This window comes from Butyrivibrio proteoclasticus B316 (assembly GCF_000145035.1).
GTDB classification, from domain to species: Bacteria; Bacillota; Clostridia; order Lachnospirales; family Lachnospiraceae; genus Butyrivibrio; species Butyrivibrio proteoclasticus.
The window spans coordinates 2,047,069-2,060,357 of record NC_014387.1; the positions used below are offsets into that span (position 1 = coordinate 2,047,069).

The following is a 13,289-nucleotide window of genomic DNA, read 5'->3' on the forward strand; positions in this document are numbered from 1 at the left end:
TTCCTCTTATTTTTTCTTCTTTTCACCGGTTACTCTGAGCTGAATCTGAGTCATTACCAAAATGATAAGGAACAGAACAACTGATCCGGCTGCAGCAACACCATACTTGTAACTATTGTAGAATTTGTCATAAATGAAATACACAATAGTCATAGCCTTGTTGGCTGGGCCTGCCTTGCCCTGGAAAAGAGAGAATACTTCGTTGTAAACCTTGAAGGCACCGATCATACCAATAACACTGGAATAAACAATCATAGGTGCAAGCTGAGGAACTGTAATCTTAGTAAATACACGAATCTTAGGTGTAGAGTCAATTCTCGCAGCTCTGTAAAGGTCTTCCGGAATAGTCTGAAGACCGGCAAGGAAAATAAGGATGTTAAATGCCATGCTCTTCCAAATAGCGAAAATGATAAGTGCAGGCATAGCATACTCAGGACGATTGAGCCATGGAATAGGATCAATTCCAAAAAATCCCAGGAAATAGTTGATAAGTCCATAGTTGCTGTTGAACATCCATCTCCAAACGATACCAATAGCGATAACGCTGGTTACGTAAGGAAGGAAGTATACTGTCTGGAAAAATGCCTTAGTCTTGGTACAACTATTGATCAGTACCGCAATGATAAGAGAAAGAATAATTGAAGCAGGTACTACGCATATAACATAAATAGTTGTATTCCTAAGTGATAGTGCAAAATCAGGATCTGCAAAAAGCGTTTTATAGTTATCAAAGCCAATTGATGTATAGCCATGACTGATAATACTATAATCGCCCAAAAAACTCATAATGACTGCTCTTATCAATGGGTAAATTGTAAAAGCAAGCATGATGATGATAGATGGAAGGAGATATAAATATCCCTTAAAACTCTTCTTATCCATATTGTTCTCCCTTTTTCACCTATTAGAATCTGCCTATAAGCTTTTCTGAAGAATCAAATACAAGGATATGTCCTTCACGAACAGAAGCCTTAATTGTATCTCCCTCAGATACCTGCATATAAGAGTGAACAAGAACACGAACAACAGACTGACCAAGTTTAGTGAACAGAAGAAGGTCACGTCCTGTCATACGAAGATTGTCAACAGCAAAAGAGATTCCGTTTTCATCTATATAGAAAGATTCAGGTCTGATTCCTGCATGATAATGTCCATCAGCAAGCTTGGCACCTGTTCTAAGAACCACTTCGCCTGATGTGATAACTCCATCCTTAACATCAACTTCAATGTTGTTGATTTCAGGAGTTCCAAGGAAATTTGCTACAAATTCATTTGCAGGATTAAGGTACATTGTCTGAGGTACCTCATACTGCTGGAGAACGCCTTCCTTCATAACAGCAATACGATCAGAAATACTCATAGCCTCTTCCTGGTCATGTGTTACGAAAATAGTTGTAATCTTAACTTCCTGCTGAATACGTCTGATTTCTTCTCTTGTTGCTACACGAAGCTTAGCATCAAGGTTTGATAAAGGCTCATCAAGAAGAAGAACCTGAGGTTTCTTAACAAGAGCTCTGGCAATAGCAACTCTCTGCTGCTGACCACCTGAAAGCTCACTTGGTTTTCTATTCAAATATTGTTCAATCTTAACAACCTTGGCAATCTCAAATGCCTCTTCCTTGGCCTGAGCTTTCTTGACGCCACGATTGATAAGTGGGAATGTGATGTTATCCTCTACTGTCATATGTGGGTACAGAGCATAGTTCTGGAAAACAAGTCCAATCTCTCTGTCCTCCGGAGCAATAGATGTTACATCCTTGTCTCCAAAGAATATCTTACCCTCTGTAGGTGTTGTAAGTCCTGACAGCATAAAAAGAGTTGTAGATTTACCACATCCGGATGGTCCCAAAAGACCTACAAGCTCGCCATCATTGATTCTGAGATTCATATGATCTACTGCGTTTAGACTGCCATATGTTTTTGTCAGATTCTCAATTCTAATGTCCATTTTTTACCCCTAATTCTAATAAATTGATATAAAAGATTTAAAGTCGCAAAGGCTATTATACTATATAATGTTCAATTATAAAATATTTATTAACAAATTAACAAAGTGCTCAAACTCGCGATAAAACAAGGACGGAGCCACCCTTATAGCGGCTCCGTCCACATTATATCAATATAAACTTTTTTAGTTTCAGAAATATATCATATTTACAATATGTATACCATTACATTGTAAAACCAGTTTCCAATAATGTCAAAACTCCTATTCTATTGATTCCAATATACAGGTAAAAAGTGTTTTCAGAAATTGTCTTTATCCTTCATTCTGTTGACTGCATCCATTGCAAGTTTACTTCTCTCACATTCTGATGCCGAAAGAGAAATCTGCCAGGCAAGAGGGCTTCCCTTCATGTGTTCTGATGCATAAGACAATCCATTAGTCCTCTCATCGAGGAATGGCCTGTCAATCTGATTAGGATCGCCAAGAAGAATTATTTTGGTATCTTTGCCGGCTCTCGTTATAATTCCTTTCGCCTGAGTAGGAGTCATGTTCTGAGCTTCATCAATTATCAGATAGGTTTTCAGAATAGATCTTCCTCTGATAAAGTTCAAAGCTTCACACTGAACAATTCCCCTTTCAAAGACTTCATCAGTCTTGCCCTGAAGCTCTTTTTCGTCCTTGTAGCGTTCTTCTTCATTAGAATCAATAAGCTGCTCAAGGTTATCAATTATAGGCCTCATAAGAGGAGAAATCTTCTCCTGCTCATCTCCGGGAAGAAATCCAATATCATCGTCAAACTGCGAGTTTGGTCTGCAGATCAGAATTCTACGATACTCCCCCGTTGGCCTGTTGATCATCTTCTCAAGACCTACAGCAAGAGAATAGAAAGTCTTGGCAGTTCCAGCCATTCCTTTTACGATTACAAGTGGCGCAACATCCGCAGGCTGCATCAAAGCTTCCTGAAGGAAGTATTGTCCGGCATTCCTCGGCTTAACACCATAGGGCTGGCTCTTCTCAAATTCAAGCTTCTTGATGTATTCGCCGCAAACACGCCCCATCTGGGTTTTGTTAGTGGACTGGTCAGCTCTTATAACCACAAATTCATTTTCATAGAGCTCCGGTGTATACTGATTTCCCTCCTCATCACAGCAATATACCTTGCTGACAGGTATCCCCTTTTTCTTAAAATCTTTAAATGCCTCTTCCGGTGCGTATACGGAAATACGGCCGCTGTACTGTTCTCCTTCTCCCGCTACCTGCTCTGTAGTAAAGTCTTCAGATCTGACGCCAAGAATCTGGGCTTTGATACGCATCAGAATGTCCTTGGTAACCAGAATAACCTGTTCTTTACTACTATCACTAAGTCCCTTACAAACCTTCAGGATACGGTTATCAGATTTATACTCTGCCATATCCTTTGGAAGCTCTACATCCTTAAAGTTCTTCTCAACTCTAAGAAAGCCTCCATTGTCAAGCTTAACTCCCTTGACCAAATCCCCTGCGCCTCTAAGCTGCTCTAAAATCCTGATAGCCTCACGGACATTTGCTCCTCGCTCGCCCTCGTCCCTCTTGTGGCCATCGAGTTCCTCCAAGACTACCAGCGGAAGAACGACCTCGTTGTCATCAAAGCACTTAAGAGCGTGAGGTGCCTGAATCAAAACGTTGGTGTCCAATACGTAGATCTTCTTCATGCGTAGGTCCCCCTTATTTGTATGACTTATGCATTTATTATACCATATCTTGTGTTTTAACAATAATATGTTTAATAAAAAAAGCATCTGACTTCTTGGGATCAAAGTAGTCAGATGCTTTTTTATTACTTTATTTCAGCTGCTCTCTTAAGAGCTTCATCAATATGAGGAAGGAAGTTTTCTCTTCCTACAAGGTCTACGAAACCATCTTTTTCCATAGTATTCATCGGCTGTTCATTAACATGTGAGAACACAAGCTGAACTCCGTTTTTATTGCACTTCTCATAAAGCTGTTCAAATGAGTGCATAGCTGTTGCATCAATAGCAGGTACACCACGCATTCTGATAACAAGGGCTCTTGTGAAGTCCTTAAAGCTTATAGCTGCAATCTGCTCAGCATCGCCAAAGAACATAGGTCCGCTGATCTCATATACTCTTACATGCTTAGGGATATCTTTAAGTCCCGGGCCATCAGGATCATCCTCAGGATCATAGTACTTCCAGCCACGGATTCTGGACTCTTCGCTCATTCTCTTCATGAACAGGAGGCACGCAAGAACCATACCAACTTCAATAGCTACAACAAGGTCAAATACAATAGTAAGAACAAAAGTTGTTACAAGTACAATAATGTCGCTCTTTGGAGCAGTCTTACACAGATGAACAAAAGTTTTGTACTGGCACATATTATAAGCAACCATGAAAAGAATTGCTGCTATAGTAGGCATTGGAATAAGAGCCGCATATGGCATCAATACTACAAGTACAAGCACAAGACAAACTGAATGAACCATTCCGGCAACAGGTGTTCTGCCACCATTCTTGATATTAGCTGCTGTACGTGCGATCGCACCTGTGGCTGGAATACCTCCGAATAAAGCAGATCCGATATTACCTGCGCCCTGTGCAACAAGTTCCATATTTGATCTGTGTTTGCTGTCTATCATGCTGTCAGCAACAACGCATGACAAAAGCGACTCGATAGCTGCAAGAATAGCAATTGTAACTCCGTCTCCGGCGACTGAAGTAAGTGTCTTAAAGCTAAATGCTGGAATTGTAAGAGTTGGAAGCTGTCCCTTGATCTCATACAAATCCCCGATTGTATTTACGTTCATACCAAGGAGCTTAACCATCAAAATTCCAACAATAACTGCTATAAGAGATCCCGGAATTTTCTTGCTGATCTTAGGCCATACAATCTGAATAGCAAGACATACAAGACCTACGATCAAAGCCTGTAAGTTAAAGGTGCTGATATTACGGACTATAGCTGCAGCCTTATCTACAGTTTCTACCGTAGCTGTTCCGGCAGGATATGTAAGTCCAAGGAAATCCTTGATTTGTCCGATAGCAATAGTTACAGCGATTCCTGCTGTGAATCCTGTAGTAATAGTATAAGGAATAAACTTAATAAGTGATCCCAGTCTGAATACACCCATTAAAATAAGAAGAACTCCTGCAAAAATAGTAGCAAGCGCAAGTCCTTCCATGCCCTTATTAGCAACAATTCCGGCTACTATCGTAGCAAAAGCTGCTGTAGGTCCTGCAATCTGGACTCTGCTACCACCGAGGAAAGAAATAATAAATCCTGCAACAATCGCCGTGTACAAACCTTCCTCCGGGCCAACACCTGAAGCAAGTGCAAGTGCAATTGACAGCGGCAATGCAATGATAGCCACAATTATTCCTGATACAACATCCTGTGCCAGCTGCTTACCAGTGTATCCCTTGAGGGCTGTAAACAGCATCGGCTTTAATTTTTCGTTTTCCATAATATCCTCCACCTATGTATCTGTAATAAGCAAACAAAAATACCCTTTATATCTTATCAATATAAAGGATATTAAAGCCTAGGCTATTATATTCCCACGAATACTTGCGGTCAATAATAAATGTAATTTTCCGAATAATGAACTTATCAGACTTTATACTTATTTAATTTTTGTTACAATTTTGATAGAAAAGTTTACGTCATCACATTTTTGGAAGATAATAATATTATCTAAATCTTGTGAAGGGAGAAACGTGGTATGAAAAATTGGAATAAACCGGAAATCAATTCAGTAACCCTTAACAGCACAGAAGTACTTAAGACTGTTAAGATAAATGTGGGTGATTTAGAGTTTGGTAATCCAAAGGATATTTATGTAGTAATGTCTGAGGGCTCACCTGACGATCCTATAGAAATCCCATCATAATTATATGTATTGATTTTGCTTATTATAAGAGCCACAGGTTTCCCTGTGGCTTTTTGTAATATGTCATCTCTGCTTTATTCTTTACATATTTATAATATGTACTTATAAAATAATCAAACTTCTATTCCTCTATATATATTTTCTACAATATCAGCAATCTTATCCTGCGAATTACCTGTAGCAGGTCTGACAATCATATACACAGGGCACTTCGATGCTATCTTGAGGCAAAGCTCTCCATATTCTCTGCTATTCTCCCAGTCTCCTGTAAGACGATGAAGGAAAACATTACGGCGAATTGCCATGAGCTGGTTAAGTCCAGACAGCTTTTGAACTGCCACATCCTCAGTTTCACCAACCAGAAGATAAATCATAAACTGTAGTTTCTGAGGTTTTGAAACGAATTTGTCTTTTACAGGAACAAGGAATTTATCTTTGGTCTCATCTATATAAATAAGCTCATCCATGTCAAAATTCCTGCTCTCAACTTCATTTCTGCAAAGCTTCTGATATGGAAAGGCAGGATAAACATAAGCACATTCAGCAGCACTATCATGCACACCACTCTGATCAGACACTCCTTCCTTATCAGAAAGTCTGACCGCAGCAACATCATCAGCCATTATGCCAAAGCCTCTTTCCAGCATTTTTCTGGTCAGTGAAGATTTACCGGCGCCCATCTCTCCCGAAATAAGGAATGCCCCATCTTTTCCGGCCACAGCGCTGCAATGAATTGCTATAGTCCGCCTCTCGTATAACAAAATAGCCATGCAATAGCCCAAAAGCCATGCCGAAACTGTACTTGGTGTATATCCCTCCTTGGTCTCAAAAATAATATCTTTTCCATTGCGGATCATATAGTATCCGCCCTTATTAAAAAAGCTTGAAGTCTCGGAAGAAATCACATATTTAAGTTTCATTGCATCAGCCTTTTGAACTGCCGAAACAACTTCATCGGCACACTTCTCCTGTCGAATAAATATAGTGTTCCCGGCATCTCCTTCATCAGCCCCGGCCTTTTCAAGCTGAATAAACGTGTTTTCTGTTTCTATTATAAGTCCGTAAATTCTGTATCTGTTCACTCTTACCCCTCGCAATCATAGTTCTGACTTATAAAGTATAACAAAAGACTATATTTAATATCCATATATTTTTGTTTTTCAGTTTTTGTTTTTCTTTTTTGCAATTTAATACGGAGAGAGCCGTAATGGCAACTCCCTCCGCATTCTCAAATATATGTTAAGAAAAAAAAACTACCTACTTTATGCAAAAATCGCCATTGACTTCTGCTGCTCATCCTCCTGACGCTGTTTCTGAAGAATTGCCTGATAAGAATCCAGTGCCTGTTTGGTCTTAAGTTCTTCAAGAGCCTTAGTCACTTTTTCTTCTTCCTTGTCCATCTGGTAACCATTAAGTTCCATAGCTGCGTGTGAATTGTATGTAAGAGCACTCTCTACGCCATTTGTCTGCGCTCCGGTTTCAGCTCTCTGACTTGAAACCTTCTCTATGGCTTTATCGATAACACTCATATCAAAATTACCGGTAACATCATACTCCGAGATTCCAAGTGCATCAGTTGTCGCATTATGTGTTGCAACAGATTCAGTTGATCCGTTACCATCCGAAGCTACCTTTAATGAACCATCATTATTTGTCAGATTCTTTTCATTATAAGTAGTACTCTCAGCTAAATCATTAATACCCTTTAAATATTCCTTGATCTGGGTCTGTATACTCTCTTTATCATCCTGTGAAAGAGTTCCATTCATAGCCTTAACTGATAATTCTTTGATTGACTGAAGATAATCTTCAACACCAGATAAAGCTCCATCCTGAATATTAAGTGCCGATTTTGCTGAAGTAAGATTTTCAGATCCTGCATCAAGTCCATTTACCTGTGATTTGGTTTTTTCCTGAATTGCAAGACCTGACGCGTCCTCTGACGCTTTGTTAATAGTACCGCCACTTGCTATAGAAGAATATGCGGAATAATCCTGATATCCGCCTATGGAAGATACACCACTCATAAAGACCTCCTAGATTTTTGCATCCCTGCAATAACCAATCATCCATGTACCATGCTTCCCTGCAAATAACCTAAACAGCCTCCATGCTATTTCTTGTTAAGCTCATCCTAGCACTGTATCCTCCAAAATATTATTAAATATGTATTAAATCAGGCCTTTAGTGGAGTTCAATTTCAATATCACAGACATATTATTGTAATAATTATTCAATTTTCAGTATTGGTAAAAGAATTTTATACATTTCACATTTTATAATAATTTTCTTCACTTTTTGAACACAATTAGGGTTTAGTATAATAACCAAGTTAGTGATGCAGCTCGGTTCACGAATCAAATCGGAACCAAATCACTATCTCCCCCTCATAAGAAAATCGCAGGCACTCACGTCCCCCCGTGGGTGTTTTTGCGTTATACAAAAAAGAATGTCGCTCGCGACACTCTTTCTCCGATACGCGGATGCTTTAGCATCATTTTCATCTTACGCGGAAAAAATAATCACTCCCCGTACTTTCCATACATCTCTGCAAGTTTGGCAATTTCTTCTGGAGTAAGATCTCGGCAGCATATCTCATAAGGCCATCTTTGTCGCCTTCAGAAACATACCCCATAACCTCTGTCACAGATTCAGCATCCATATGGTTCTCAACTATCTCGGTAACAACTTCCTTATCTTCTTCGGACATATTTTCAAGGATCTGCGCGACCTGAGAATCTTCACCTGCAACCTTGACAGCATTTTCAGTAAGAATATCTACAGTTTTCTCAGCAGCAGCTTTTTTAACAGAACCTTTTAACATAGGAAGTGCAAAATTTATGAACAATAAAACGACCACTCCCAGAATCACAAGCGACATCATAAGCCTTCCAAATCTGCTGTTTTTCTGCCCCTTTGCGCCATTTTTATATGCTTTATTTCGATTATTTTTTGACATTTTTTCTTATTCTCCCATAAATTATTTAGAATAGGTCATACTTCTTTTAGAGTTCAGTCACAATTTGGCAACAGTTAGATTGTAATATATACCTATCAGAAGGATATACCTTCTGAACCCCCAACAATACTTTTTTTCATACACGGGTTGTCTGGTTCCCCACTAGGCAACCCCTCCTCCCAAAAATATACCACCCATTAAGGGTGGTTTTCTTATGTATTCACTGTTCTATCTTTCCATCATATCCCTCAAAGGTCTCAATATCAACCGGTTTAGAAAAATAGTATCCCTGGAAAAGATTACAACCCATCTTACATAGCATCTGTAGCTGTTCTTTGGTCTCGACGCCTTCAGCTATGACGACCATATCAAGACTCTGGGCCATATTAATAATATGCTCCAGAATAATCTCAGCTCTTCTGTGATCTTTGGAAGTAGGAAGAAACTTCATATCTATCTTAAGAACATCTACAACAAAATCCTTGAGCAGATTAAGTGACGAATATCCCGATCCAAAATCATCTATTTCTACAAGAAAGCCCTTCTTTCTAAGATGATCCATATGCTCGATACAATTACCAATATTAGAAGCAACTGCTGTTTCTGTTATCTCAAGATTCAGTTTTCCCGGATCGATCTGATACTTATCTGCAAGCTCGCTAAATACAACTTCAATATCAAGAAATTGAAGATCCTTAGGAGAAATATTAACTGAAATCCTGTACTTTTCCTTATCTGTGCCTTTCCATAAAGACAATTGTCTCGCAGCAAGCTCCCAAACATATCTGTCCATCTTGTAGATCAGATTGGCATTCTCCAGAACACCGATAAACATTCCCGGAGGAATAATACCTCTCTCAGGATGAATCCATCTGGCAAGAGCCTCTCCGCCTGATAGTTTTCCATTTTTGTCTACCTGCGGCTGCAGGAAGATATGAAACTGTCCTTCATCAAGCGCAGCGTGAAAACTATTTATGATTTCATTTTCACGCAAAGTATTACTGAGCATTTCATCGTCGTAGAAGGCAATTGTCAGCTCTTTTCCATCCGGTATGGATTCCATGGCCATTCTGGCCTTATCGAGCATTTCATAAATGTGTTCACGCACATTAGCTATCTGATAAACGCCAATCTGAAACTCAAGCCTATATATACTGCTGTCCAAAAGAGACGCAACATTTCTGACCGCCTCTACAAACTCTTCCTGGATAAAGTTTTTCTTTTTCATGAAAAGAACAAACTCATCCGAATGAGTTCTTCCATATATTTCACCCTTTACGCACCACTGCTCAAGATTTCTTGCTATGCTCTTTAGCACCTCATCTCCTTTTTCCATGCCAAAAAGCTGATTGATAAGCTTAAATTTCCGAATATTAGAGCACATTATGTAGTACTCTTCATCCGGGTTATCGGTAATCGCAGCTCTAACTGACTTATAGAAGCCTTCCTGATTATATATACCCGTAAGAGCATCATGCGTTTCCCTGAACTTGACGCCGCCGGTATTAAGAGCTTCATCAGTAATATTCATGACAGCTATACAAGAGCCCAGTATTCCATTACCATGCTCGGTAGTTGCAACCATCTGGTGAACTTCATAAAGATATTCAGAGCCTTCATAAGAATAGTACTGACTCCAGACTCCAGAAGTATTCCTGATATACTGATCTATCAGCCAGTCCTTAATGAACTCCTGCATTTTGCTGAGCTCATTTGGAATATGAAACATTTTAAAAGCCTGTTTATTGGAATATATGCAATTTCCAGCCTCGTCAAAACAAATAAGACCTATCTCAGAATCAAGAAGGGACAGGGAAATAATCTCATCACTTACCCTTTTATTTCCAACAATGCTCACATAAAGAGCATCTTCGTTATTACCGGTCACTGCAAGAATCTCGTTTTCACGTGATCCGGAAGCTTTTTTACCATAGCTTACAAGTTCAATACAATATGAATTATTTCTGATCCCATTTTTCTCGGTTGGAACAGGAAGCGAGATCACATGGCATTCCACACCATCTCTAACCTCATTTTTTTCCTGAACTCTGTTTCTGATCGTTGCCTGATAGCTCGTGCAATTAGTACATCTCTCGCACTTTCCCCAGGTGGTATAGCACTTTTCCCCCTCAAGTGCTCCTTCCGCAGGATCAGCCTTGACCACATGACATGATGCAGGTTCAACCAGTCGTACAACATCGTACATCCCCTGCATGACCTTTATGTAATTCCTAAGTTCCTCAACGGTAATTCCCATAGAAAATCCAATCCGTAAAAAGAATTAGCTCAAAGACAATAGTTCCTCATTTATTATTCTATTATGTTTTACTTACAACAAATTAAAAAGTTTTATAAACTTTTAGGTTATTTTAAGGTTAAAAAGATATAGTTTTTTCAGAAAGGACAAACACTTTCATAACAACTTTTTTACACCAGCCGGAGTAGACCCTCATACTACTCCGGCACTCCCTATTAATACAGAAAAATACAAAAAATCGCCAAGTTTTCTCCCTGGCATTAGTCCATAAATGCATGAGCCATGCTATAATTGACACTAGAGTGTTAGCCGTTTTTAGCGGCGGAATGGAGAAAGGGTATGTATAAAGACGGGAAAATATGGGTAGCTAACAATGATAATGGGGAAAATGTATTTCTTTTGCCTAAAATGGCTAATAGGCACGGGCTTATAGCGGGTGCTACAGGAACCGGTAAAACAGTCACCCTGAAGGTCCTTGCAGAATCTTTCAGTGACATGGGAGTACCGGTATTCTTAGCTGACGTCAAGGGCGATCTGTCCGGAATGGTGCTTGAGGGCACAGATTCAGAGGATATGCAAAAGAGAATTCAGAAATTCGGTCTTGATCAGGCAGGCTTTAAATATCAGAAATATCCTGCTACTTTCTGGGATGTTTTTGGCGAAAAAGGTATTCCGCTTCGCACTACTGTCTCAGAGATGGGACCACTTCTTTTATCAAGGATACTAGGTCTTAACGACCTTCAGAGCAATATCTTGTCTATTGCTTTCAAAATTGCAGATGACAATGAGCTTCTTTTAGTTGATACCAAGGATTTAAAAGCTATTCTCAACTATATTTCCGAGAATAACAAAGAGCTTGCTGCTGATTATGGCAACATATCCAAAGTAAGTATTTCAGCAATTGTCCGAGCTATAGTAGCTCTGGAAATTGCAGGCGGTGACAAATTCTTTTTCGAGCCTGCGCTTAATATCAAAGACTGGTTTACTATAGGCGAAGGCGGCAAGGGAATGATCAACATTCTCGACAGCACAAGCCTTATAAATAACGGTCAGCTGTATGCGACCTTCCTTTTATGGATGATGTCTGAACTGTTTGAGACACTTCCTGAAGTTGGCGATCTTGATAAACCCAAGATGGTATTTTTCTTTGACGAAGCCCATCTGTTATTTGACGATGCTCCCAAGCTTCTTATGGACAAGATTGAGCAGGTTGTTAAGCTCATCAGATCCAAGGGCGTCGGCATCTACTTTGTAACTCAGAATCCAAGAGATATTCCTGATGGTGTTCTGGCTCAGCTCGGTAACAAGATCCAGCACGCACTTCACGCTTATACCCCTTCCGATATGAAAGCAGTTAAGGCCGCTGCTGATTCATTTAGAGAAAATCCGGCTTTTAAGACTGCCGATATTATTCAGGAACTGGGCGTCGGTGAAGCTGTAGTTTCATTTCTGTCCGAAGACGGAACCCCAACAGTCGTTGAAAGAGTAAAAATTCTCCCACCACAGAGTCTGATGGGAGCTATAGATTCCTCTGTCAGAGAAAAAGAAATCAAACAGAATGTACTATATAGCAAGTACTATGAGCCAGAAGACCCTGATTCAGCTTATGAATTCCTGGAAAGAAAGGGACTGGCTGATGCAGAAGCTGCCGCTAAATTAAAGGCTGAGCAGGAAGCTCTTAAGGCAAAAGAAAAAGAAGAAGCCGCTGCTGCTAAGGCTAAAGAAAAGGCAGAAGCCGCCGAAGCCAAAAAGAAAAAGCAGGCTGCTAAATCAGTTGGTAATGCAGTTGCAGGAACAGTCGGACGAGAAGTCGGCAAGTCTCTTGGCGGTAAGTTTGGTAAGTTCGGCAAGACCCTTGGCGGAAATCTCGGTGCAAGCCTTGGAAGGGGCATCCTCTCAACATTCTTCAAGTCCTGATAATAGAAGAATCAATTTATATGCAATAATACTCAATTCTCGGACGACCAATCTTATTAACATTCTTCAGAGCTTGACAGAGTTTATTATCTTTGTATGAAGTACATTTTAGAATAATAGCTAAAAAAATAATAAATCAGCGAATCATTCGCAGGAGCTGATGATTACTGAAACGATAAAATAGAGATATCATTTCCGTTTTGGGACAATTGTTTGAGATGCGTAGCATCGAGTACTTTGTCCCAGGAAAATGATATCTCTATTTTGAGTTACAAGTAATCACAGCAACGAGAAGTGAGCTGATTCATTATTTTAGCTA

The 13,289-nt window shown here is 39.6% G+C and carries 10 protein-coding genes; 2 read left to right on the forward strand and 8 right to left on the reverse strand.

Annotation, left to right across the window (positions count from 1 at the left end):
* Positions 1-6: 6 nt before the first annotated feature.
* The 4 genes from BPR_RS08480 to BPR_RS08495 form a co-directional block, all read right to left on the reverse strand.
* Positions 7-882, reverse strand: coding sequence for a carbohydrate ABC transporter permease (locus BPR_RS08480; protein ID WP_013281060.1), 876 nt, complete (start codon positions 880-882; stop codon positions 7-9).
* 22 nt (positions 883-904) lie between these two features.
* Positions 905-1,948 (reverse strand): ABC transporter ATP-binding protein, encoded by a 1,044-nt coding sequence (locus BPR_RS08485; protein WP_013281061.1) that lies wholly within the window; start codon positions 1,946-1,948, stop codon positions 905-907.
* A gap of 299 nt (positions 1,949-2,247) precedes the next feature.
* The gene (locus tag BPR_RS08490; protein ID WP_013281062.1) at positions 2,248-3,639 is read right to left on the reverse strand and encodes a PhoH family protein; all 1,392 of its coding nucleotides are present in this window, start codon (positions 3,637-3,639) and stop codon (positions 2,248-2,250) included.
* A 125-nt stretch (positions 3,640-3,764) separates the two neighbouring features.
* On the reverse strand, positions 3,765-5,411 hold the full coding sequence (locus BPR_RS08495; protein ID WP_013281063.1) for a SulP family inorganic anion transporter: 1,647 nt from the start codon (positions 5,409-5,411) through the stop codon (positions 3,765-3,767).
* Positions 5,412-5,669: 258 nt separating this feature from the next.
* On the opposite strand from BPR_RS08495, the gene BPR_RS20725 reads away from it, so the two are divergent.
* Entirely contained in the window at positions 5,670-5,837 is a 168-nt protein-coding gene (locus BPR_RS20725; RefSeq protein ID WP_013281064.1) for a hypothetical protein, read from the forward strand.
* Positions 5,838-5,950: 113 nt separating this feature from the next.
* Here the strand turns inward: BPR_RS20725 and BPR_RS08500 are convergent, their stop codons facing one another.
* The 4 genes from BPR_RS08500 to BPR_RS08515 form a co-directional block, all read right to left on the reverse strand.
* Entirely contained in the window at positions 5,951-6,919 is a 969-nt protein-coding gene (locus BPR_RS08500) for a phosphoenolpyruvate carboxykinase (ATP) (protein WP_042256798.1), read from the reverse strand.
* Positions 6,920-7,099: 180 nt separating this feature from the next.
* Positions 7,100-7,864 (reverse strand): flagellin, encoded by a 765-nt coding sequence (locus tag BPR_RS08505; RefSeq protein WP_013281066.1) that lies wholly within the window; start codon positions 7,862-7,864, stop codon positions 7,100-7,102.
* A 473-nt stretch (positions 7,865-8,337) separates the two neighbouring features.
* On the reverse strand, positions 8,338-8,796 hold the full coding sequence (locus tag BPR_RS08510; protein WP_013281067.1) for a hypothetical protein: 459 nt from the start codon (positions 8,794-8,796) through the stop codon (positions 8,338-8,340).
* A 220-nt stretch (positions 8,797-9,016) separates the two neighbouring features.
* On the reverse strand, positions 9,017-11,053 hold the full coding sequence (locus BPR_RS08515; protein ID WP_013281068.1) for a putative bifunctional diguanylate cyclase/phosphodiesterase: 2,037 nt from the start codon (positions 11,051-11,053) through the stop codon (positions 9,017-9,019).
* A 339-nt stretch (positions 11,054-11,392) separates the two neighbouring features.
* Here BPR_RS08515 and BPR_RS08520 point away from each other — a divergent pair, with 339 nt between their 5' ends.
* Positions 11,393-12,970 (forward strand): helicase HerA-like domain-containing protein, encoded by a 1,578-nt coding sequence (locus BPR_RS08520; protein ID WP_013281069.1) that lies wholly within the window; start codon positions 11,393-11,395, stop codon positions 12,968-12,970.
* Positions 12,971-13,289: the final 319 nt, after the last annotated feature.

Excerpts from the sequence above, each read along its gene's own strand:
- BPR_RS08480 (WP_013281060.1), bottom strand. The coding sequence starts at position 882 with ATGGATAAGAAGAGTTTTAAGGGATATTTATATCTCCTTCCATCTATC.
- BPR_RS08485 (WP_013281061.1), bottom strand. The coding sequence starts at position 1,948 with ATGGACATTAGAATTGAGAATCTGACAAAAACATATGGCAGTCTAAAC.
- BPR_RS08490 (WP_013281062.1), bottom strand. The coding sequence starts at position 3,639 with ATGAAGAAGATCTACGTATTGGACACCAACGTTTTGATTCAGGCACCT.
- BPR_RS08495 (WP_013281063.1), bottom strand. The coding sequence starts at position 5,411 with ATGGAAAACGAAAAATTAAAGCCGATGCTGTTTACAGCCCTCAAGGGA.
- BPR_RS20725 (WP_013281064.1), top strand. The coding sequence starts at position 5,670 with ATGAAAAATTGGAATAAACCGGAAATCAATTCAGTAACCCTTAACAGC.
- BPR_RS08505 (WP_013281066.1), bottom strand. The coding sequence starts at position 7,864 with ATGAGTGGTGTATCTTCCATAGGCGGATATCAGGATTATTCCGCATAT.
- BPR_RS08510 (WP_013281067.1), bottom strand. The coding sequence starts at position 8,796 with ATGTCAAAAAATAATCGAAATAAAGCATATAAAAATGGCGCAAAGGGG.
- BPR_RS08515 (WP_013281068.1), bottom strand. The coding sequence starts at position 11,053 with ATGGGAATTACCGTTGAGGAACTTAGGAATTACATAAAGGTCATGCAG.
- BPR_RS08520 (WP_013281069.1), top strand. The coding sequence starts at position 11,393 with ATGTATAAAGACGGGAAAATATGGGTAGCTAACAATGATAATGGGGAA.